Genomic DNA, 20,436 nt, shown 5'->3' on the forward strand with positions numbered 1-20,436 from the left:
AAATTTTACCATGAAACACATTTAATGTATAATAGTAATTATACAACACTGTTGATAAAACTTTTTATTTTAAGGGGACACTTTATGAAAAGATTTTTAAATACGTTACTACAATTTGTAGTTCTTTCAATTGCACTACATTTATTATTTGATATCGTTGGCTGGCTTGTTTTCAATGCGCCAATTAAAAACAAAGTAAGCATTATTTCCTTACTAACAGCCTCATGGTTAATGTACATGTACCGAGACAAATTTTTTAAAGCATTCACTTCGAATTAACTAAAAGAACTTCATCGATAAAAGATGAAGTTTTTTCTTTTTCTCTCATTCTCTCTATTTATTACTGTACAATAGAACTAACATTCTGTCTTTTTAAAGAAAGGAGTCACTATGAACTTAAAAAGTAACAATATATACGAGAAAATGAACCAATATTCCGTTGCAGGTTTAAGCCTTGCCGTTATACGTGATGGTACACTAGACAAAGTCGCTGCTTTTGGAACACTTGAATCTGGAACAACTAGAACTATCACTACGAATTCTATATTCAACTCTTGTTCAATTAGTAAATTCATCACTACAATGCTCGTACTAACGTTATCAGATCAAGAAATCATACATTTAGATGAAGACGTAAATGATAGACTTACATCTTGGAACATACCTACCAATCTATTTACCTCACAGACAAAAGTTACATTACGAAATTTATTAAGTCACCAATCTGGAATTATTGATCCTCCTAATAGTTTTGAGCATTATACACTTGCACAAGGGCGACCAAGCATGTCCGAAATCCTTGCTGGTAAAACATCATATTGTTCAGTACCGATAGAAATAACTTATAAATCAGAAAATGAATTTCACTACTCTGATGCAAACTTTTGTATTATCGAATTACTACTTGAAGATATAACTGGAAAACCATTTAACCTTTTACTTGAAGAATATATCTTTCAGCCACTGCAACTGAAAAATAGTATGCTATTCCCTCCTGAAGATATAAATAAAATGGAGGCCTTTGCTTGTAGGCATAATAAGGATGGGATTGTCACAGATGAAAAATATCCATTTTATCCATTCGCAGCCGCTTCAGGTATTTGGACAACACCAACAGACTTATCAGCTTTAGTTATCGAAATCATTCATTCCTTACAAGGAAAGGGCAAACTAAAACTTGCTCAAAAATTAGTACAAGATATGCTTTCTCCTCAAGGTTGTTCAAAATGGACTGGATTAGGTATCTTTCTAGATGATTCTAACGAAGACTTACAAATGCATTCACTTGGATGGGGCGTGGGATTTCAATGTATGATGATATGCTATCCATACCGAGGTAATGGTGCTGTTATAATGACTAACACTGACTTAGGTGTTCATCAAATGGAAGGGATTATTGGTGAAGTGTTAAAAACGTTATCCTTATAATGAAAAGAAAGAAGCTGTTCCTTCCAGCTTCTTTACTTATATTATATTTTTCGCAACAATTTTTATATGTTCTGGTGCGATAATCTCCGTTATACTTTCTTGGAAATCTTCCTGCAACATTTCTTCAATATGTTCTAGCTGCACTTCAACATGTGTGCATTCTAAATTATGTATATTTAAAAGTGCATAATGATCTTTTTTCTTAATTACTAAATATTGATTCTCCTCTGTTACAAGTATAGAACCTAATCGTACTCCTAGTAGGCGTTGATCATCAAACTTCACAACAATCCCCCCTTCCTAAATATGCAACAAAATAACATTTTATGTAATCTATTCTTAATAAACTATATCATAATTTATTAAAATATAAATATCATATTTCCTTTTACTAAAAACCCCTATTCTTTTATATATTTCGATACAAAAAACTTTCTCAACATAAAATTAGAATTTTCAGTTTTTATTCTTATAAAAATCTATTATAATAAAGTTAATAAATGTTTGACCTCTCCTAATTCATGTACATATGGATGATCAGTAGTCGCTGCTACTGATCTATTTTTTTGCTCCATATTTCCACGAGTAGTTCATTATTTTATTCGCCAAGCCATTAACTCACCAGGTCAATCTAATAAAGGCTTAGTAGTGCTAATCCTAGACCCTCTCCTCATAAAATATAATTCTATTAAAAAACGGATCAATCACAGTTAATTCCATTGTATCCCACGGTGTGCTCTCTATATCAGGTTTTGCATAGGCATAATCTTTACTTGATAAACTAGTATAATAACTTTTTAACCCCTCTATTTTCACGCGAATCGCACCGCCTGGCGAAGCATCCCCATGATGTTCTGATAAATGTATTACAGCATCATGTAACGAAATTTGTATATATAATGGCATATGTTCCTCATACCGATGTTCCCAATCCATTTTAAACCCTAAAAAATCTAAGTAAAATAGCTTTGCTTTTTCAACATCAAAAATTCTAAATATAGGTGTAATCATTTATTATCTCCTCCTATTTATAAACATCTGCCGCCAATTCCCTCAAAACATCAACATTCACTACTTCAAAGCAACCATTGTTCTTTTTTATAATCTCTTTATCACAAAAAACATTTAATGTACGTAATAGGTGTCGATAACTCGTTCCTAACAATTCAGCTGTCTCTGTTAAATTCCCACTAAATACAATTCGATTTCCGTGCTGCACCGCTCGTTCCCCTGCTGCTAACATGTAACTCGCAAGTCTATTTTCAAGTGGATATAGTAAATTAATTGTACTATTTTTTGAAAGTCGATTTAACTTATGTGCTAACGATCCACAAATACATCGTAAAAATTTCGCATCATGAAATAGTTGATTTCTCACTTTTCCTAAAGGTAAACCAACACAATATGAATCTGCCATTACTTGTACGTTTGAAGCAGTCTTTTGAGAATGAATTAACTCCACATCTCCTAACAGCTGCAAACTATCATAAAAACATAGCAATACAGATTTCCCGTTACTTAATGTATTAAACGCTTTCGCTTTTCCTTCAACGAAGAAAAATAAACAATCTATCTCTTCATTTTCTCTACAAATAAACTCATTCTTTTTAAAAAATATGAGTTCCATATACGGTTTCATATCATGACTAAAAAATGAATCAATATTATTTTGTTTCATATAATTTGCTAATTTAATTGAATTACATACTTTCTTCATAGTTCCCCCGCCTTTACAACTACTCCCCATTGTAATCAAAATTTTCTCCTTCCACTATGACATATGTCATAGTAATACACAATTTCAACGTGATACAGTCATTACAAATATGAAATACAAAGGGGATATTACATTGTATAACTTTCTTTCTGTCTTTATTGGTGTGCTCATCGCCGTTATGCTTCCATTGAATGGGATTTTATCTGAGTTAATTGGCAAGTACACAGCGAGCGTTGTCATCCACCTTGTCGGTTTAATTGCAGTTATCTTCATTTTAATCATTAACAAAAATAAAATTTATTTTGATAAAAGCATTCCACTTTTTTTATATAGCGCTGGTGCGATTGGAGTATTCACTGTTCTTTTTAATAATATAAGTTTCTCCGTCCTTGGTGCCTCTATTACGATCGCATTAAGTTTACTCGGTCAATCTATCGCTTCCATCGTTATTGACCATTTCGGCTTATTAGGAATGAAAGTTGCAAAGTTTGAAAAGAAAAAACTAATTGGATTATGTTTCATCTCTTCCGGAATTATAATCATGACAATTTATTAATGGAGGCAAGAAAATGTTATATATTACTATCGCTATTTTAGCTGGTGTTTCTATCGTTGTTGCTAGAATTATTAACGCGAATTTAGCAGCGAAGATTGGAAATTGGGAAGGCACGTTTTTTAATTATATTACTGGATTATTTTTCTCTATGTTATTTTTAATTTTCAGTTCAGATTCATTTTATATTCCTAGCCATACGTTGCAATCTATTCCTATCGCTGTTTACTTAGGCGGATTAGTAGGCGTTATCGTCATCTCGTTATCGAACTATATTACGCCTAAAATATCAGCATTTTATTTAACGTTACTCATCTTTATCGGACAATTATTTGCGGGGACTATCATTGATTTCATCTTGTCACACGAACTATCAATGGGAAAAGTTGTCGGTGGCATTTTCGTACTAATTGGGCTAACTTACAATTTACTCGTAGATCGCCCTGTTAAAACTGTGCAGAATAACCAAGTTCAACTATAATACTTTACGCTTACCTATCATATATTAATAGAAAAGCTCTTTATACGAAGTAATAGAGAGGAGAATATTCTATTAAGAAAATCATTTTACTGCTCGGTAGCGTATTGATTATATTTGGTATCGTATGGTTTTTCAACTTTGGGAAATCTATTCAAGACTTCTATACAGCAAATAAGCCAAAGAAGAAGGCTACTATCATTTCAACTCAAAGAGACCCAAATGAGCCCCCTGTCTTTTTAGGAAAGCAGGAAATAAAAGATATACATGTCGAGTCAATTAAAACAAAAAAAGATATCTTTCTCACAAAAACAGATGAATTAAAAACATTCATTAACAGTATGGATACCGCCAAAAAAGGAAAATTAACATTAGATGAAGAAGGATCAGATTTAATAGATTGTGATATGTGGATTACTTTCGAGGATGGAACTTATAAAAAATATTTCATTTGGGTAGTTGATCATCACAGTAGTGAAGTAATGATCGCTCAGCAAGATACTCTTGATGATGTAAACCTTACGTACTATCAATTAAATGAAGACAGTTCCAAAAAAGTTTATAACTTATTTAAAAAAATTATCTAAACGAAAAAGTCATGAGCAAGTGAGCTCATGACTTTTTGCACTATATATATTCAGGGAACACTTTACATCCCTTTTCCTGCTCTATATCATGCCCAAAGAAAACAATTGGCTTCTCTTTTATCACAACTTCTTTTAAACGTTTAATTGAAGATAAAGCTAATTCTGGATCAAATCCCGCAAATGGCACTTCATCTTCAAAATTTTCTTTTGTATACGATGCATCGATTGTTAATAACACTGGACCAGAGTTCTCTGTCTCAATGAATAGCGACTGATGCCCCGGAGTATGTCCTGGTGTATACAATAATTGAACTCCTGGTACGACTTCATAATCCCCCTCAATGATTTTGTAGTTTAAATTGGGCAATTTACATTCTTTCATATATTCTTCACTATGTTGTGCCGCCTCATATTCAGCACGCTGTACAATGATTGGTGTATTTATAAAAGCGCCATTTCCTCCTGCATGATCAAAATGCAAGTGAGAACTAATAATATAAAGAAGGTCTTCCGGCTCATAACCAACGCGCTTTAAAATATTCACGATTCTATCTTCTTCAGTCATTTTTGGTAAAACCTGTCCTTCGACAAATGTACCGTTAAACAAACCTTCATTATTAACTGCACTTTCTGGCATACCTGTATCTACTAAAATAGGTCCTTCTTCAGTCTCCAAAAGATAACACCAAACCGGTAAGTCTAATAATTTCCCTGGTGTTAATGTACTGTTAACAGAAGAGTGATCTAACATACAACGACCTGCTGGGACGAAATAAAGCTTCTTTACTGTCATTATGTATCCACCTTTACATTTAGTTTGCGATAAAGTAACACAGTAAATGATTCTGCTTTTTAGAAACAAACTCCTTCTACACTTTCATTGCAATATAAATAAAAAAGAGTGTACTTTTTTACATAATGGCATTTCAACATCTATAATAAAAGAAGTAAATGATTCTTACTTTAATGGAGGGATTAGAGATGAAAGCAATTGGTTTACATGAATACTTACCTATTGAAGAGGAAAACAGTTTAATTGATATTGAAGTTGAAAGACCTGTTGCTACAGGAAGAGATATACTCGTTAAAATTAACGCAATTTCCGTTAATCCAGTTGATACAAAAGTTCGCTCTCCGAAAGATAAAAAAGAAGATGTGGCGAAAATACTTGGCTGGGATGCTAGTGGTGTTGTCGTGCAAACTGGCGAAGGTTGTACGTTATTTAAAGAAGGCGACGAAGTGTTTTACGCTGGAAGCATTACGAGGCAAGGTACATATAGTGAATATCATTTAGTTGATGAAAGAATCGTTGGTAAAAAACCAAAAACGTTAAGTAATGCGGAATCTGCAGCAATTCCTTTAACAGCTATTACGGCGTGGGAAGGTTTATTCGAACGTTTGGGCATTGATTATAATAAAAAAGATGAGAATACATTCAAAAACATTTTAATTATTGGCGGAGCTGGTGGTGTTGGCTCGATTGCAATTCAACTTGCGAAATGGGCTGGATTAAATGTAATCACAACTGCATCCCGCACTGAAACGATACACTGGGTTGAAAAATTCGGTGCCGATTATATCATTAACCATCACCAACCTTTACAAGATCAAATATTAGAGTTTGGGCTAAAAGATGTAGATTATATTTTCTGCTTAAACAATACAGATCAACATTGGCAAGCAATATGTGAGCTCATTAAACCACAAGGAAAAATTTGCTCTATCGTAGAAAATGAACATCCTCTTGAGATGAGTATTTTAAAAAGTAAAAGTGCTACACTCGTTTGGGAGTTTATGTTCACAAAAGCGATGTATGAAACTGGCGATATGATTACGCAGCACGAACTATTAAATAAAGTAAGCGAACTATTAGATGAAGGCATTTTAAAGACTACTCTAAACGAAACATTAACACCAATTAAAGCTGAAAACGTAAAGAAAGCACATGCACTGCTTGAAAGCGGAAGTACTATTGGGAAAATCGTTTTAGAAAAGTTTTAATAACAAAAAGTCCGATTTCCAAATCAGAAATCGGACTTTTTACTATCTTTATTTACTTGAAATCTCTTGATTATTTTGAACGTCTAACGGAGCTCGTTTCCCTATTCCGAAAGCATAGAAACTAATTGTAACGATAGCTAAGAAAATAATGCCTACAACTAGTGAAATACGAGTATCATCGTTAAACCACATTCCGATTAACACCATAATTAAAAAGGCAATTGTTAAATAGTTTGTCACAGGAGCAAACGGCATTTTGAACGGATGATCTTTCATCTCTGCTCCCTTTTCTTTTCTAAAATTAATTTGACTAATTAATATGACGAACCATGGTACCATACCAGGAAGTACACTCGCACTATATACATATACGAATAAGTTTTTCGGTGCAATATAGCTTAATACAACACCAACCGCTAAACCGATAATTACACCAACCGTACCAAATAAAGGTACACCATTTCCAGAAAGTTTTGTGAAATATTTCGGTGCTTGTCCATTTACACCTAACGTATACAGCATACGTCCTGCACTATAAATACCACTATTACAACCAGACATTGCCGCTGTAATAACAACGAAGTTAATAAGTCCAGCTGCTGCCGTAATACCAACTTTCGCAAAAGTCGCTACGAACGGGCTACCAATTGTACTTAATTGATCCCACGGATACACAGTTACAATAACGAAAATAGCACCAATATAGAATATTAAAATACGCCAAATTGTACTTTGAATCGCTCTTGTAAGTGTCTTCTTCGGATTTTTCGCTTCACCAGCAGTAATCCCGATTAATTCCACACCTTGATACGCTCCAACTACAAGTGATAATGCAAAGAAGAATCCTGAAAAACCACCTGTAAAGAAACCGCCATTTGACCAAAGGTTAGATATGCCAATCGCTTCTCCTCCGTTACCAATTCCGAAGAAGATAAGGCCAAATCCTGCAATAATCATTAATAGAATCGTAACGATTTTAATCATCGCGAACCAAAATTCAAATTCACCAAATGACTTAACTGAAATTAAGTTAGCTGCACCAAGAATAACCATTGCAATTATACCTGGTATCCAAGCTGGTAAATCCGGGAACCAATATTGCATATACGCTCCAACCGCGATAATTTCTGACATCCCAACGATAACCCACTGGAACCAGTTACTCCAAGCTGTCATATAGCCAGCTAACGGGTGAATATACTTATGACCAAATGTCGCAAATGAGCCTGTACTTGGCTCCATATATAACATTTCTCCCATGGCACGCATGATGAAGAAGATGAAAATACCTGCAATTGCATAAGCAAGCATTACTGACGGACCTGTCCATTTAATTGTGCTGGCTGACCCCATAAACAAACCAACACCAATTGTTCCGCCTAAAGCAATCATTTGAATATGACGTGCTTCTAAACCTCTTTTCAACTCTTTGTTTGCCACTTCACTTCCCCCTCTTAGATGATTCATAGCCGCATTTTAAAACAAGATGCTTTCCCCTAATTCCTTTCGGCCCTGAAAATGATGAAGCAAACGTCATTTTACACTAGCTTTAAAGCTATCCTAAAATCGTTTTGTGCTCCTAATAAAATTCTCAAAACCTTTCATCTTCCAATATTCTATAAATATTAAAATTACTTACCTTATATTAATTCATTAATCTGAAAAATTCAATTATTTTTTCAATAAATTATTATACATAAGTCTGCTTAATTTTTAACTAAATTAACAATAAAATACATCTATTCAATATGATTCCGGTATGAATATTATTACAATATAAATAACCGAGGATGGCATTTCTTCCTCGGTTTCACATCTCATGTACTTCAATCTTCATAGTTGATAACTTGATTTCCCAAACGTTAGATTCATATACCAATCAGAAATTTAATATATTAATAAATTACTAACTTCTTTAGTCCAGTCCAATTTTGAGGCATAAAATATAAAAGAGTCTCATTTTTAATGAGACCCTTTTACCATTTCATATTTAAATTGCTTTTGAAGTTTGTTTACCTAAAATAAACACTTTAGTAAACACCATCATAATAACTACAATAACCAGAAAATAAAGTGGCATCACCAGTAACGAGCCCGTATGCAGCTGACTCATTCCCAAAATTGTCACCGTTACAATTATATAGTACCCTAAGCTAAACAATGCACCAGCTGTACCAATAACATCTTGAAAATCTACTAATGCTAAACTTAAACAATTAGGTAACGCTACTCCAATTCCTAATAGCAATATAAACATCGCTACTAAAAATCCAATCATATATATTATATTTGGATTTGATTCAACTGAAGTAATAATAGATAAAACGACTGCTCCACCTGTCATTACAAGACAACCGATATATATAATTTTCTCTGGCTTATAAGTAACCAGTAAACATTTTGAAACTTTCGCTCCAACAATAGAAGCAGACGCAACAACAATTCCTAAAAATCCATACGTACTGGGTGATAACTGAAAGTATTCAATAAAGATAAACGGTGCTTCTGCATAATAGCTAAATAAAACACCATTTGCTCCTCCAATGAATAGCCCATATGTTACTACCTTCGGATTTGTAATTAATCTTTTCAATACTGAAAAGACATTTATTTTATTTGTCACTGAGTCTGTTTTTGTTTCTGGAAGAGAAACAAACGTATACAGAAAAATCCCGACACTCATAACAACTAAACTTAAAAATACTATTTTAAATCCAAACATTTGATCAAGAAAGCCCCCAACTAGCGGGCCTATCGCTGGTGTAAAAGCAATGACTGCCGAAATTTGAGCAAACATAACATGGCGTTTATGCCCATCTACACTTTCCCGAAGAATCGTTTGTGTAACCACGGATCCTGCACTTGCTCCAAACGCTTGAATAAAACGACTTAGCAATAAAACTTCAATGGAATTTGCAATAAAGCATAAGAAACTCCCAGCGCCATATACGACAATTCCAAGTAACATCGCCCGGCGACGACCGATTATATCTGATAACCACCCAATAAAAAATACACCTAAAGCAAATCCAGCAAAATACACACTAAGTGTTAACTGCACCTCATTATTACTTACATGTAACGCCTTTGAAATGTCTGGTAAAGACGGTGTGTAAATCGTTTCACTAATTTGCGGAAATGCGACAAGAACAATCATTAACAAAAGTGATGGTACTGAGACTTTTTTCATTTTTCATACCCTCCTATAACTTTGAAAATCTCAGAAGTAAAAAGACTTTCCTAAGCTACGGAACAGGAGGGGCCATTATAGAAATCCGGTCATAAAACAACAAAGAAAACACCTCAATTACGTATGTTAATACTTATAGGAGGGTAATATTAACATTAATTTTAAAACATACTTTTTCAATTATATTACATATTACTTTTATTTTTCTAGTATTAACGTTCGAAGGTTCTTTTTATATTAGTGAACAACTAATACACCCATAGAAGATAACAACTTGATATAAACACCTTATTATGGAATAATTAGAAATAGTTTGAATGTATAAACCTAATTATAAAACGATAGCCTATATATTCCCAATGTCATAAAGCTGAACAAGTAGGAGGACTTTCGTAATGATTGAAATTTTAAGAACAGTATTAAACTTTCTAATTTCTCTATTCTCAGGAGAATTACCAATTGTATATTATGTATGGATTATTAGCCTATTCCTAATTCAAATAACCCAATCTACTCTAAACTATAAACTCTTTAACAAGAAAGACAATTTCAGCACTTATATATCAGAAGGATTACTCGCTTTTATTATTTTATTGTTTGGAGGAATATTAGTATCTAAGTTACTTGCTTACATAATAGACGACCCTACTATTAGTATGACGAATTTAACACATTATTTTGTTTCTCTTATCATATTAACTATATTTGTCGTAATAACCTGTGTTAAAGACTTTATAGAAACATCTATAAAGAATAAAAATATATCTCTTTTTAGCTTTTTAGTAATTTCCTTAATAACAAGTATACTTTCATTCAAGTTTTTATCACCTTTAATTGACAGTTCTTTTTCTCTTTCTAAATCTTTTATAAGCACTTTAATCATTCTAGTAACTGTATCCATTCCTCTATTAATCTCTTTAGAGGAAAAATATGCAGATGAAAAGGAAACGGAAAATTTATAGCTTCTCATTTACACAAAAGAAAGAGGGAGCTCCCCTCTTTCTTTTATATCGTCCTATCTTACAAGACTAAATCATTCCTTTTAATATCAATCCTAAAACTGACATTACTATCGCACTAATAATAATTCGCAAAATCCAAGTTGTGTTTGTACTTATTTTTTCTAATTGCTTATTGATTGTTGCTATGTCTTTCTCATTAATAGTGGTACGCGTTTCTAAATTTCGAATGTCTCTCATAATTTCTTTTTGCTCCGCCTTGAGACTGTCAATTTTAGCGTAAACATCTTCCATTTATTCACACCCTCTGTTCATCTTAATAGAAAAATCTATATATATTATGAGACAACCCTCTTACCTGTGAATACATTCCGTATATCCGCGTACCAAATTATTTGTACAATCTAATTGAATTACTCACATGTTTCCATTCTTCTATTTATAAATTAGCGCTGAGATACATTAAAATTAGAAAAGGTATCCCTTGTTTATTTAACAACAAACAAGGTGCAATCCAACATTCGGGAGCACCTACGATAATTTCTATTGTTTTCATATTTACAACTCAATATAATCAGTATGATTTTCTGAAGAATCCACTTTTTGAACTGCTTAAAGTATACTAATATGAATACGAAATAGCTGTATTGATAAACTCTCTAGAACAATAAATATACTGGCTGAAACGGATCTAAATCCGATATTTTTTCCAATAACATTAATGGTTATTTCTAATAAATACGTTTGTATATCATTGTTTTCAAAAATTTCATCCTCAACCTTTACAATATTTGCTTCACAATCTACTTCTTTAAAAGTTTTCAATAATTTTGTTTCCAATAAACTACAATCAAAGTTCTCATCTTTTATTACGGCAAATTTAACCTTCATATCGATTTCCCCATTTTTAAAAAACTAAAATCATTAAATCAATATAAATATATATTATTCTATTAAATAATTCAAAATATACGCTTCTTATATACATTATTAAAAATCAGTTCTAAAGAATTAAATGCAAAAAGAAATCTAGTATTAGGCGTTCCACTGATCTTTGGTATAATTCGTCTCTTAATTATCTCGCTCATTGCGCTTTTTTATTTCCCTCCCTATTTCAACTGAACTTTGTGTAATAATGCATATTTCAAATACATTATTTCCTTTCACTCATACTTTTATCATCGAATTTTTATTCACAAATTCGTAACACATATATATGAGTTATTATGCTAAAATTAGTTTATTCACAAGAAGAAGTTATTCTTAATAAATCAATAATTTTTAATACCCTGTTTAAAGCCTTGCCCCCCTGCAAGGCTTTTTCCTATTTAACTAGCATAGTATTTTTCGTTATGCATCTCTCCCCTTTCTTCTTTACCCTACAAATAATACTGAATGTTTATTTTAATTTTTCAGCATCTGCACTCGCTCTTTTCGAGAGCTCTTTACCAAATATTCAATCTAATGATAAAATTGACCAAATTAATATTTTCGTCCATCACTGTATCAAAAAGTACAATAAAGTAAAACTTTAATCAGTGGGGGTTTTGTTCATCCCTCACTGATTATCAGCCCTCACCAATCGGGCTTTTACGATTAAGTAAACGCGGGCTTTTTCTTCTATCTACTTACTATTTAAGATTGATAGTTTAATAACAAGATTTAAAAATTCGACTTAAATTCATTGATGAATGGAGAGGTTTATATGAAATTAAAAGACAAAGTAGCAATCATAACTGGTGGTGCAAGTGGAATTGGCGAATTTACTGTTCGTCTTTTTATCGAAGAAGGTGCAAAAGTAGTTATTGCTGACTTTTCTGAACGTGGAAAAGAACTATCAGATGAATTGAATGCACATGGATATAATACGTTATTTATTAAAACTGATGTAACAAAAGAGGCAGATATTAAACAGCTAATTCATGAGACAGTAAGTACATACGGTAAATTAGATATTATGTATGCCAATGCCGGCGTTGCTGATGATGCACCGGCAAACGAATTATCCTATGAAAAGTGGAAAAAAACTATTGATATTAATTTGTCTGGGGTATTCCTTTCTGATAAATATTCGATTGAACAATTCCTTAAACAAGGTACAGGTGGTGTCATCGTTAACGCTGGTTCGATTCATAGTTTTGTTTCATTACCTACCCCAACAGCATACTCCTCTGCAAAAGGTGGTGTGAAACTATTAACTCAAAATTTATGTACTGCCTACGCTAAATATGGAATACGTATTAATGCGGTGTGCCCCGGTTATATTGACACCCCTTTACTTGGTAGTGTTAATCCTCAACAGAAAGAATATTTAGCTTCACTTCATCCACAAGGCAGACTTGGAACACCAGAAGAAGTCGCTAAAGCTGTCTTATTTTTAGCAAGTGATGATGCTAGTTTTGTTAACGGTACAACACTTCTTGTTGATGGAGGCTATACTGCACGTTAATTTAAAAATTTTGAAGCACCCTAAGAAATATATAGTCGTCAACAAGAAAAAGCGCCATCACAAGTGACGGCGCTTTTTCTATGTAAGAGCAACTAGAAGATATCCTTCTAGCCTACTCCCATTTATAAGTCCAAAATTGTTCAAGTTGCAGCCATTTTAATGTTGCTGCATCTTTATTTTTTATTTTTGCATGCGTGTCTTCAAGCATTGCTTCTGTTTGTGAACGGTGAGCACCTAGTGCAGTTAATTTATGATCAAATACTTCACTAATGTTATTTACAACATCCGGTTCTCCTAATACTGCCTCACGATTTTTCGTAATCGCAACAGCATGAATAACTGGGCGCTCTTCTTTTGGCATACGTGATACAGCGCGAACGACAGCGCGGCCAAATGCATTATGATCTGGATGTACACCGTGCTCTGGATAAAATGTAATAATTCGAGATGGATTTACTTCTTGAATTATTGCTTCAATTTTGTCAGCAACAAAATCAACATCTTCAAACTCTAACATTTTATCATGGAAGCCAAGCATTCTTAAATCTTTAATGCCCATCGCTTCACAAGCATCTTTCAATTCTTTCTCACGGATATTTGGAATCGTTTCACGGTTAGCGAATACATTCTTACCCATGTTACGTCCCATTTGTCCTAGAGTACCACATGCATATGTTACAGGTACTCCTTGATCTGTTAATAAGCGAATTGTTCCTCCCGCAGCATATGCTTCATCATCTGGATGCGGAAATACAACAAGTACATGTCTCTCCATAAGTTTCCCTCCTTCTTACTTAAATGGCGTTAAGCTTAACTCAAGTGCAACTGCTAGACGACCTAAATTATCATGTCCACCTAGTAATAAACGCTCTTGATTGTCTACTTCCCAGTGCGTAATACCTTCAGCATATACCCAACCATGCTCCATTTTCAGACCAACGCGGTATGGGTTCGTTCCAGTTATCTTCCCGCGTTCAAAGCGAATAATTGCATTTCGAATGAAAGCACCAACTGTCATCATCTTTTCATTTATGTGTGATGCATACGCTCCGTTTGTCGTTTCTAAATGAATATATACATCTTTATTTACAAAACGTTCAATTTCATTTTGAATAAGAGAACTATCTTTTACTATTTCCATCGGAATTCACCTCTTTAAACCATTTTACGCAAAAATAATGTAAATTGCTATCTCTATATTAGAGGACAACGCTCACTTTTCCTAATAATTTGCACTGTGTTTTTTATATTTTTTATATGATATGTAAAAAATACATTTTTTCCTTCACTTCGTTAAATAGTTTTCTTTCTTTTTTGAATTTGCTACAATATATTTTATCCAGCATTATTGCAGCGAGATACATTTCTACAATTGAATACATACTTTAAAGAAGGTGACATGATTGGAACAATCAGCACATGAAGTTGCAAATTGGCAATATTATTTTGCAATTGCCGTATTTTTAATCACGTACGGATTTATTATTTCTGAGAAATTGAATCGTGCTGTAATCGCACTATTCGGTGCTGCTATTATGATTATTTTTGGAGTTGTAGATTTACATACTGCTTTCACATCACATATTCAATGGGAAACGATTACCCTTTTAATTGGGATGATGATTCTCGTACATATTACGAGTCAATCAGGCGTCTTTGAATTTGTGGCCATTAAAGCGGCAAAAGCAGCTGGCGGAAAACCGATTCGCATTTTATTATTACTATCCCTATTAACCGCTGTCGGATCAGCATTTTTGGACAACGTAACAACCGTTTTATTAATCGTTCCTGTTACATTATCCATTACACGTATTTTAAAAGTAAATCCTGTGCCTTATTTGATTTCAGAAGTACTATTTTCAAATATAGGCGGAACAGCAACATTAATCGGTGATCCACCTAATATTATGATTGGATCAGCAAACAAACATTTAGACTTTAACGCCTTTTTACTTAACTTAGCTCCAATCGTAATTATTATTTCTATTGTGACACTTGGCATTATTTACTTCATGTATCGTAACAAACTAAAAACAACACCTGAACAAATCGAAAAACTAATGGCATTAAACGAAAAAGATTACATTAAAGATCAAAGCCTCCTTTTAAAATCCATTTCGATTTTAGGACTAACTATTTTAGGCTTCGTACTTCATTCGATTATTCATGTAGACGCTGCTGTTATCGCGATGACAGGCGCTACACTTCTTATGTTAATCGGCGTGAAAGAACATGATATTGAAGATGTATTTGCCCACGTTGAATGGGTAACCATTTTCTTCTTCGCCGGACTATTCGTTCTCGTTGGCGGGTTAATTGATATCGGACTTATCTCTTCACTTGCAAAAGAAGTAATCGACGTAACAAACGGTGACATCGGATTCGCAGCTATACTTATTTTATGGGTATCTGGCATCGCATCTGCGACAATCGACAACATCCCATTTGTCGCAACGATGATCCCGCTTATTCAAGACTTAGCTACAGGACTCGGACTATCTGTCGACTCTCCGCAAATCGAAGTACTATGGTGGGCGTTATCACTTGGAGCTTGCTTAGGAGGAAATGGAACGCTAATCGGAGCATCTGCAAACGTAGTCGTTGCTGGTATTGCAAAACGTGAAGGACATGGATTCTCGTATATGGACTTCTTAAAAATTGGTTTACCGTTAACTATTGTTGCACTCTTGTTATCACATGCTTATATATATTTACGTTATTTAATGTAAAAGTTGTATTGCATGAAATTATATCGTCAAATAAAAAAGGTTTGCAGCATCGTGCTGCAAACCTTTTTTCATCACCAAAATATACCGATAATTGCTAAACCACCTAAAATCATACCACCAATTTGTCCGACAATTGTTGGTGATAATTGAACACCTTTTCTCACTTCAACAACTGGTCTTTCGTGCCTTAGTTGCTGCACTTCACTTTGAAGTTGGTGCACACTTCCGTGTAACTCTTTAATTAGTTCTTTTAATTCGGCGACCTCTTCATTTACTGGTTTTGCTTTTTCTAAGTTCATCTCACATGACTCCTTATAAGTTCAATCAATACACTGTAAATTTTCGCCAATTACCATTATATCTCCTGCATACTACATATATAATTTTGAATGTACTTTCTAACCTTGCAGCTCTATCCATTCATCCCGCAATATCCCCATAATCATACGGTCAAAACACTTCCCATCTCTTTGAACCGCTTCTCTCATACAGCCTTCCATCTGAAAACCCATCTTTTTATACAATGCAATGGCAAGTTTATTATACGAAATAACATCAAGACCGATGCGGTGTAAATTCAATTCATAGAAAGCATACTTTAGAATAAGATGTATTGCTTCTTTCCCATATCCCTTTCCTCTACCATTCGCATCTCCTATACCAATGGCTAATAAACCTGTTCCGTTATTCCACTCTATACCATGAATCGCCACAAAACCAATTAAGCGATCTTCTTGAACTGTCCTTACCATGAAAGAAACACTATTCGATCTCCGTCCTTTTAATAGCCCATCACTTGCTATTTCATTTAAAGATTGCGGGAATGCTACATCTGTATCTACATTTCTTAAATACTCACTATCCTCTTGCCACATAGCCATTACTTTAGCATCAGCTTCTCTAATAGCTGATAATTTAATCGTTTTATTTCGAAAAAGATTCATTGTCATTTCAAAGTCCCCTTTTTTTAATAGCGGGGATACTTATTTTAGCCTATTTATCCCCTTGTTCCATAAACTGCTTTATAAACGGGACACTTACAATAAGCGCTGACATTGGCACATCTCCTCTACATTAAATTAAATTCATTGTATAATTTTTCATTTATTCTAACAATAAAAAAGATCCTCAAAATTCAGAGGATCTTCCTAACGACGAATCGATATTATTTCGTAAACATTTTCTCCGCTTCATCCATTGCCATTTTGTTACCTAAAGCAGAATAGTCAAGCCATGGTTGGTCATTAATAATATATACGTGCTTACCTTTAACAGCTTTTAAATCTTTCCAAATTGGTGTTTCTTGTAGTTGTTTAAATGCAGCTTTCGCTTTATCATCTCTGTTAACGACAACGAAAATAGCATCTGCATCAAAGTCAGGTAATACTTCTTGTGAAATGACTTCGAAAGGACGGTTTCCATCAATTTTCTCTACACCATTTGCAGGTTGTAATCCTAAGTCTTGGAATAAAATTGGTCCCATCGGTCTTTTCGTACTAAATACTCGTAATTCTTTTGCAGTAACGCGAATTGCCATTACTTTTTCGTTATTACCTAACTCTTTATCTATTAAACTTTTTACTCGTTTTGATTGCTCTTCGTAATCTTGAATATATTTATCCGCTTCTTTCTCACGGTTTACAAGTTTACCAACTTGTTTTAAATGATCTCTCCACGTACCTTCATCTAAATTGAAAGAATGTGTTTTTGCAATTTTCTCGTATTTCGCTACATCTTTGCCAGCATATTTTTCATCAACATAAATGTCCGTTGGCTTTAATTGAAGTAACGCTTCCATATTCGGATCTGTTACAACACCAAGCTTCTTCGTATCTTTCAACTTCTCTTTAGCATGCGGTAAGAAATCTTTTAAATCTCCACCAATAACAGAACCTACTGGTGTAATTCCTAATGCAAGTAAATTATTCGTTAAATGAATAGACATTGAAGCAATTTTTGGGTCATTACTTTTTTCCTTTTTTTTCGTTGCCTCTTCATTAGCTTTCGTTTGACCGCATGCTGCTAATACTAAAATACACATCACGCTAAATAAAATAGTAAGTTTCTTTTTCATATGTTCTCCTCTTTGAAGTATTTATTTTGTTTTTGTAAGTAAATAAAGAAAATACGGTGCTCCTAAAGCTGCCACTACTACACCAGCCGGAATAGAATTTGGTTCAAATATAGAACGACCTATCGTATCTGCTAGTACTAAAATAATCATTCCGATAATGCCAGCTAAAGGAAGAAAGTGTTGATATGTAGTACCTACTAACTTCCTTGCGATATGCGGAGCAACTAAACCGATAAAACCAATCCCCCCTGCCATCGATACACTTGCGCAAGATAATCCAACCGCTGTAGCTAAAAGTAATAACCGTTCTTTTTGAACAGAAACACCAAGTCCTGCTGCTACACTATCACCTAGTGACAATGCATTTAACGTTTTAGATTTTAGCCACGCATAAGGGGTTAGTATGAAAATCCAAGGTAATAATGCAAGGACATGAATCCAATCCCTTCCCCACACGTTACCAACTAGCCATCTAGAAGCAAATGTATAAGTCTCATCATTTAACTTGAGAGAGAAAAATAACGAAATTGCACTAAAACCAGCTGAAACTGCAATACCAACGAGAATAAGTCTAATGGGAAGTAAACCTTTTGACCGATCACTCGCAAGTAAAATAATAAGAAATGCAGCTAATACTCCTCCGCCAAATGTAAATAACGGTATTAAAATGGATGCACTTTCATTAATAGAATGAAAGAATGTAACGAATATAATTAGCCCGAAAGATGCACCTGAATGCAGTCCAAGAATACCAGGGTCTGCAAGTGCATTACGTGATAATCCTTGCAAAATCGCACCGGAAATCCCAAGGCCAATACCGGCTAACATTGTGATTATAATTCTTGGCATACGATAATCATATAGCACGGTTGCACTCTCAAAATCACCATAACCAAAAAGTGTTTCAATTACTTTAAGTGGCGCTATACTCAGTGTCCCTGTATTTAAACTAATTAAAATTACAGCGATACTTATACATCCGAAGATTGTAGTTACAGCAATAGCTCTCTTTTTATCCGTGTTAAAAAGATCCTTCACTTATAACTCCCTCCCAACTTTACGTGCTATATAGAGGAAGAACGGAACTCCAACAAGAGCTACCATAATCCCTATCGCAAGTTCCTTAGGAGGATTTACTGTTCTTGCCCCTAAATCAGCTACAACTAATAACATAGCTCCTAATAATGCTGACATAGGAATAATGAGTCTATAATTAACACCAACTAATTTTCTAGCAATGTGCGGGATAACTAGTCCTACAAATCCAATAGAACCAACAGTCGAAACAGAAACACCTGCCAGAATAACTACTATAATCATCCCTAGTATTCTCGTTCGGTTCGTTTTCACTCCTAAATTTGTAGCAACATCATCCCCCATTGATATGAGTGAAATAGATCGCCCTAACACTATTGCAAAAACAATCGTTATAAGAATAATAGGAACTAAAAATTTCAATTGTTCCCACTTAACGCCTGCAACACCACCAGCGTACCAAAACGCTAAATCTTGGCTTAAATCATAATAAATCGCAACACCTGAACTTAATGAATGTAAAAGCGCTGCCATAACCGCTCCAGCAATCGTTAACCTCATTGGTGTTAATCCGCCTGATGTTGCTGATCCAATAACAAAAATAAGTACTGTACTTAAGACAGCTCCAATAAAGGAAACAATCATTAAATAGGAATACGGCATATGCGGAAAAAAAGCAAAACTAAGTGCTACTACAAACATCGCACCTGCATTTATTCCGAGTACACCTGCATCAGCTAAAGGATTTCGTGTTACTCCTTGCATAACAGCACCAGCAACTGCAAAAGCTGCTCCTACAACTGCTGCTCCAATCACTCTCGGGAGCCTTAATTCATAAATAATTTGATGCTGCGTTAATTTCGGATTGTAATCCAAAACCGCTGCCCACACCGTTTGTAAATGAATATCCTTTGCACCAAATGAAATGGCTAAAAATATAGATCCAATTAAACATAAAATTGTTAAGCTCATGAAACATATGAACTTAATATGTATCCAGCGGTTACTACCAGCATGTACAGTAGACTTATGTAACATGTTTCATTTCATCCTTTATATTCAGTTGTTTTTTATAATTATTTTTTATTTGTAATTATTATTGATAATAATTATCATTTTCATTTAGATATTATATCCCCACTTTTTTTAAATAGCAAACTATTTTTTTACTTTGCTACAATATTAAAATACTCATTACAATTCCCTTCTAAAACTTACAAATACATGCAAAATAGA

General features: G+C 33.9%; 24 protein-coding genes. 9 read left to right on the forward strand and 15 right to left on the reverse strand.

Going from position 1 to position 20,436, the window contains the following annotated elements; genetic code table 11:
• Positions 1–84: 84 nt before the first annotated feature.
• Together MHI26_RS17365 and MHI26_RS17370 are read left to right on the forward strand one after the other, a co-directional pair.
• Positions 85–279, forward strand: coding sequence for a hypothetical protein (locus MHI26_RS17365; protein WP_000819648.1), 195 nt, complete (start codon positions 85–87; stop codon positions 277–279).
• 111 nt (positions 280–390) lie between these two features.
• Positions 391–1,428, forward strand: coding sequence for a serine hydrolase domain-containing protein (locus tag MHI26_RS17370; RefSeq protein WP_061666681.1), 1,038 nt, complete (start codon positions 391–393; stop codon positions 1,426–1,428).
• Positions 1,429–1,464: 36 nt separating this feature from the next.
• Here the strand turns inward: MHI26_RS17370 and MHI26_RS17375 are convergent, their stop codons facing one another.
• The 3 genes from MHI26_RS17375 to MHI26_RS17385 all read right to left on the reverse strand — a co-directional run bounded on the left by MHI26_RS17375 (position 1,465) and on the right by MHI26_RS17385 (position 3,145).
• Positions 1,465–1,713, reverse strand: coding sequence for a hypothetical protein (locus MHI26_RS17375; protein WP_000666937.1), 249 nt, complete (start codon positions 1,711–1,713; stop codon positions 1,465–1,467).
• A 372-nt stretch (positions 1,714–2,085) separates the two neighbouring features.
• Positions 2,086–2,439, reverse strand: coding sequence for a glyoxalase superfamily protein (locus MHI26_RS17380; protein WP_000632415.1), 354 nt, complete (start codon positions 2,437–2,439; stop codon positions 2,086–2,088).
• Positions 2,440–2,452: 13 nt separating this feature from the next.
• A complete protein-coding gene (locus tag MHI26_RS17385; protein WP_042973379.1) occupies positions 2,453–3,145 on the reverse strand; it encodes a cyclic nucleotide-binding domain-containing protein in 693 nt (230 codons plus the stop codon).
• Positions 3,146–3,254: 109 nt separating this feature from the next.
• On the opposite strand from MHI26_RS17385, the gene MHI26_RS17390 reads away from it, so the two are divergent.
• From MHI26_RS17390 to MHI26_RS17400, 3 genes are all read left to right on the forward strand, one after another.
• Entirely contained in the window at positions 3,255–3,701 is a 447-nt protein-coding gene (locus tag MHI26_RS17390) for a DMT family transporter (protein WP_002096403.1), read from the forward strand.
• A 13-nt stretch (positions 3,702–3,714) separates the two neighbouring features.
• Positions 3,715–4,179, forward strand: a complete 465-nt coding sequence (locus tag MHI26_RS17395; protein ID WP_000965801.1) for a DMT family transporter — start codon at positions 3,715–3,717, stop codon at positions 4,177–4,179.
• A gap of 89 nt (positions 4,180–4,268) precedes the next feature.
• Positions 4,269–4,763, forward strand: coding sequence for a hypothetical protein (locus tag MHI26_RS17400; RefSeq protein WP_061666682.1), 495 nt, complete (start codon positions 4,269–4,271; stop codon positions 4,761–4,763).
• 40 nt (positions 4,764–4,803) lie between these two features.
• On the opposite strand, the gene aiiA is transcribed toward MHI26_RS17400, so the two are convergent.
• Positions 4,804–5,556 carry a quorum-quenching N-acyl homoserine lactonase AiiA gene (aiiA, locus tag MHI26_RS17405; protein WP_000216613.1) on the reverse strand — a complete coding sequence of 251 codons (753 nt, stop codon included), beginning with the start codon at positions 5,554–5,556 and terminating at the stop codon, positions 4,804–4,806.
• A gap of 188 nt (positions 5,557–5,744) precedes the next feature.
• Between aiiA and MHI26_RS17410 the strand changes: the two genes are divergently transcribed.
• A complete protein-coding gene (locus MHI26_RS17410) occupies positions 5,745–6,764 on the forward strand; it encodes a zinc-binding alcohol dehydrogenase family protein (RefSeq protein ID WP_000643748.1) in 1,020 nt (339 codons plus the stop codon).
• 48 nt (positions 6,765–6,812) lie between these two features.
• Here the strand turns inward: MHI26_RS17410 and MHI26_RS17415 are convergent, their stop codons facing one another.
• Both MHI26_RS17415 and MHI26_RS17420 read right to left on the reverse strand, forming a co-directional pair.
• Complete coding sequence (locus MHI26_RS17415; RefSeq protein ID WP_001284411.1) at positions 6,813–8,204, reverse strand: amino acid permease; 1,392 nt, start codon at positions 8,202–8,204, stop codon at positions 6,813–6,815.
• Positions 8,205–8,754: 550 nt separating this feature from the next.
• Entirely contained in the window at positions 8,755–9,954 is a 1,200-nt protein-coding gene (locus MHI26_RS17420) for a multidrug effflux MFS transporter (protein ID WP_061665808.1), read from the reverse strand.
• A 395-nt stretch (positions 9,955–10,349) separates the two neighbouring features.
• On the opposite strand from MHI26_RS17420, the gene MHI26_RS17425 reads away from it, so the two are divergent.
• Entirely contained in the window at positions 10,350–10,916 is a 567-nt protein-coding gene (locus MHI26_RS17425) for a DUF5823 family protein (RefSeq protein ID WP_000570031.1), read from the forward strand.
• A gap of 66 nt (positions 10,917–10,982) precedes the next feature.
• Here the strand turns inward: MHI26_RS17425 and MHI26_RS17430 are convergent, their stop codons facing one another.
• Complete coding sequence (locus tag MHI26_RS17430) at positions 10,983–11,207, reverse strand: hemolysin XhlA family protein (RefSeq protein WP_000390463.1); 225 nt, start codon at positions 11,205–11,207, stop codon at positions 10,983–10,985.
• 318 nt (positions 11,208–11,525) lie between these two features.
• Positions 11,526–11,804, reverse strand: coding sequence for a hypothetical protein (locus MHI26_RS17435; protein WP_061665809.1), 279 nt, complete (start codon positions 11,802–11,804; stop codon positions 11,526–11,528).
• A gap of 814 nt (positions 11,805–12,618) precedes the next feature.
• Here MHI26_RS17435 and MHI26_RS17440 point away from each other — a divergent pair.
• Positions 12,619–13,362 (forward strand): SDR family NAD(P)-dependent oxidoreductase, encoded by a 744-nt coding sequence (locus MHI26_RS17440; protein ID WP_061666708.1) that lies wholly within the window; start codon positions 12,619–12,621, stop codon positions 13,360–13,362.
• A 112-nt stretch (positions 13,363–13,474) separates the two neighbouring features.
• Here MHI26_RS17440 and bshB2 read toward each other — a convergent pair whose 3' ends face one another.
• Both bshB2 and MHI26_RS17450 read right to left on the reverse strand, forming a co-directional pair.
• Complete coding sequence (bshB2, locus tag MHI26_RS17445) at positions 13,475–14,137, reverse strand: bacillithiol biosynthesis deacetylase BshB2 (protein ID WP_061666707.1); 663 nt, start codon at positions 14,135–14,137, stop codon at positions 13,475–13,477.
• A gap of 15 nt (positions 14,138–14,152) precedes the next feature.
• On the reverse strand, positions 14,153–14,503 hold the full coding sequence (locus tag MHI26_RS17450) for a YojF family protein (RefSeq protein ID WP_000407047.1): 351 nt from the start codon (positions 14,501–14,503) through the stop codon (positions 14,153–14,155).
• A gap of 262 nt (positions 14,504–14,765) precedes the next feature.
• Here MHI26_RS17450 and MHI26_RS17455 point away from each other — a divergent pair, with 262 nt between their 5' ends.
• Positions 14,766–16,091 (forward strand): ArsB/NhaD family transporter, encoded by a 1,326-nt coding sequence (locus tag MHI26_RS17455; RefSeq protein ID WP_000437984.1) that lies wholly within the window; start codon positions 14,766–14,768, stop codon positions 16,089–16,091.
• 71 nt (positions 16,092–16,162) lie between these two features.
• Here MHI26_RS17455 and MHI26_RS17460 read toward each other — a convergent pair whose 3' ends face one another.
• The 5 genes from MHI26_RS17460 to MHI26_RS17480 form a co-directional block, all read right to left on the reverse strand.
• On the reverse strand, positions 16,163–16,390 hold the full coding sequence (locus MHI26_RS17460) for a hypothetical protein (RefSeq protein WP_001047304.1): 228 nt from the start codon (positions 16,388–16,390) through the stop codon (positions 16,163–16,165).
• Between the two features lie 99 nt (positions 16,391–16,489).
• Complete coding sequence (locus MHI26_RS17465) at positions 16,490–17,041, reverse strand: GNAT family N-acetyltransferase (protein ID WP_061666706.1); 552 nt, start codon at positions 17,039–17,041, stop codon at positions 16,490–16,492.
• A gap of 215 nt (positions 17,042–17,256) precedes the next feature.
• Positions 17,257–18,165, reverse strand: a complete 909-nt coding sequence (locus tag MHI26_RS17470) for an iron-hydroxamate ABC transporter substrate-binding protein (protein ID WP_061666705.1) — start codon at positions 18,163–18,165, stop codon at positions 17,257–17,259.
• A 21-nt stretch (positions 18,166–18,186) separates the two neighbouring features.
• The gene (locus MHI26_RS17475) at positions 18,187–19,203 is read right to left on the reverse strand and encodes a FecCD family ABC transporter permease (RefSeq protein ID WP_000653810.1); all 1,017 of its coding nucleotides are present in this window, start codon (positions 19,201–19,203) and stop codon (positions 18,187–18,189) included.
• The gene (locus MHI26_RS17480) at positions 19,204–20,238 is read right to left on the reverse strand and encodes a FecCD family ABC transporter permease (RefSeq protein WP_000902737.1); all 1,035 of its coding nucleotides are present in this window, start codon (positions 20,236–20,238) and stop codon (positions 19,204–19,206) included.
• Between the last annotated feature and the right edge of the window lie 198 nt (positions 20,239–20,436).

Origin of the sequence: Bacillus sp. FSL K6-1218 (genome assembly GCF_038006445.1) — a bacterium.
GTDB classification, from domain to species: domain Bacteria; phylum Bacillota; class Bacilli; order Bacillales; family Bacillaceae_G; genus Bacillus_A; species Bacillus_A thuringiensis_S.

Bases quoted from the DNA above. Each gene is read 5' to 3' on its own strand.
- MHI26_RS17365 (WP_000819648.1), top strand. From the start codon at position 85: ATGAAAAGATTTTTAAATACGTTACTACAATTTGTAGTTCTTTCAATT.
- MHI26_RS17370 (WP_061666681.1), top strand. From the start codon at position 391: ATGAACTTAAAAAGTAACAATATATACGAGAAAATGAACCAATATTCC.
- MHI26_RS17380 (WP_000632415.1), bottom strand. From the start codon at position 2,439: ATGATTACACCTATATTTAGAATTTTTGATGTTGAAAAAGCAAAGCTA.
- MHI26_RS17385 (WP_042973379.1), bottom strand. From the start codon at position 3,145: ATGAAGAAAGTATGTAATTCAATTAAATTAGCAAATTATATGAAACAA.
- MHI26_RS17390 (WP_002096403.1), top strand. From the start codon at position 3,255: ATGAAATACAAAGGGGATATTACATTGTATAACTTTCTTTCTGTCTTT.
- MHI26_RS17395 (WP_000965801.1), top strand. From the start codon at position 3,715: ATGTTATATATTACTATCGCTATTTTAGCTGGTGTTTCTATCGTTGTT.
- aiiA (WP_000216613.1), bottom strand. From the start codon at position 5,556: ATGACAGTAAAGAAGCTTTATTTCGTCCCAGCAGGTCGTTGTATGTTA.
- MHI26_RS17410 (WP_000643748.1), top strand. From the start codon at position 5,745: ATGAAAGCAATTGGTTTACATGAATACTTACCTATTGAAGAGGAAAAC.
- MHI26_RS17420 (WP_061665808.1), bottom strand. From the start codon at position 9,954: ATGAAAAAAGTCTCAGTACCATCACTTTTGTTAATGATTGTTCTTGTC.
- MHI26_RS17425 (WP_000570031.1), top strand. From the start codon at position 10,350: ATGATTGAAATTTTAAGAACAGTATTAAACTTTCTAATTTCTCTATTC.
- MHI26_RS17430 (WP_000390463.1), bottom strand. From the start codon at position 11,207: ATGGAAGATGTTTACGCTAAAATTGACAGTCTCAAGGCGGAGCAAAAA.
- MHI26_RS17435 (WP_061665809.1), bottom strand. From the start codon at position 11,804: ATGAAGGTTAAATTTGCCGTAATAAAAGATGAGAACTTTGATTGTAGT.
- MHI26_RS17440 (WP_061666708.1), top strand. From the start codon at position 12,619: ATGAAATTAAAAGACAAAGTAGCAATCATAACTGGTGGTGCAAGTGGA.
- bshB2 (WP_061666707.1), bottom strand. From the start codon at position 14,137: ATGGAGAGACATGTACTTGTTGTATTTCCGCATCCAGATGATGAAGCA.
- MHI26_RS17450 (WP_000407047.1), bottom strand. From the start codon at position 14,503: ATGGAAATAGTAAAAGATAGTTCTCTTATTCAAAATGAAATTGAACGT.
- MHI26_RS17460 (WP_001047304.1), bottom strand. From the start codon at position 16,390: ATGAACTTAGAAAAAGCAAAACCAGTAAATGAAGAGGTCGCCGAATTA.
- MHI26_RS17465 (WP_061666706.1), bottom strand. From the start codon at position 17,041: ATGACAATGAATCTTTTTCGAAATAAAACGATTAAATTATCAGCTATT.
- MHI26_RS17470 (WP_061666705.1), bottom strand. From the start codon at position 18,165: ATGAAAAAGAAACTTACTATTTTATTTAGCGTGATGTGTATTTTAGTA.
- MHI26_RS17480 (WP_000902737.1), bottom strand. From the start codon at position 20,238: ATGTTACATAAGTCTACTGTACATGCTGGTAGTAACCGCTGGATACAT.